At 30.9% G+C, this 692-nt stretch carries 1 protein-coding gene; it reads left to right on the top strand.

The annotated features are described in order from the left end of the window. The coding region (locus AC07XN_RS24545) for a WD40 repeat domain-containing protein (RefSeq protein ID WP_494744961.1) at positions 1-692 on the top strand (692 nt) is incomplete at both ends.

Consider the following 692-nt stretch of genomic DNA (forward strand, 5'->3'; position numbering starts at 1 on the left):
TTCGTTTTGCCGACTTCTCTTCTGATAACAAATGGCTAATTACAAGAGATAAAAGTGAGATTTACAAAGTATGGGATGTAGTAAAAGGGCAACAACTAGACTTTTTAAAACAAGAGGATAACATTAGTTCTGCTTACTTTTCTTCTGACAATAAATGGTTGATTACAATTGATAAAAATGATGTTACTAAAGTATGGGATATAGCAAAACGGCAACAACTAGACTTTTTAAAACAAGAGAATACCATTCGTTCTACTGACTTTTCTTCTGATAATAAATGGTTGATTACAAGGGATGAAAATTACATTTATAAAGTATGGGATATAGCAAAAGGGCAACAACTAGACTTCTTAAAACAAGAGAATAATATTCGTTTTACTTACTTTTCTTCTGATAATAAATGGCTCTTTACAAGAGATGAAAATGACACTTATAAAGTATGGGATGTAGAAAAAGGGCAACAACTAGGCTTCTTAAAACAAGAGAATAATATTCGTTTTGCTGACTTTTCTTCTGATAAAAAATGGCTCTTTACAAGAGATGAAAATTATATTTATAAAGTATGGGATGTAGAAAAAGGGCAACAGCTAGGCTTCTTAAAACAAGATAATGACATTCGTTTTGCCGACTTCTCTTCTGATAACAAATGGCTAATTACAAGAGATAAAAGTGAGATTTACAAAGTATGGGAT

Source organism: Arcicella sp. GW458-12-2-14-TSB2, assembly GCF_059423785.1.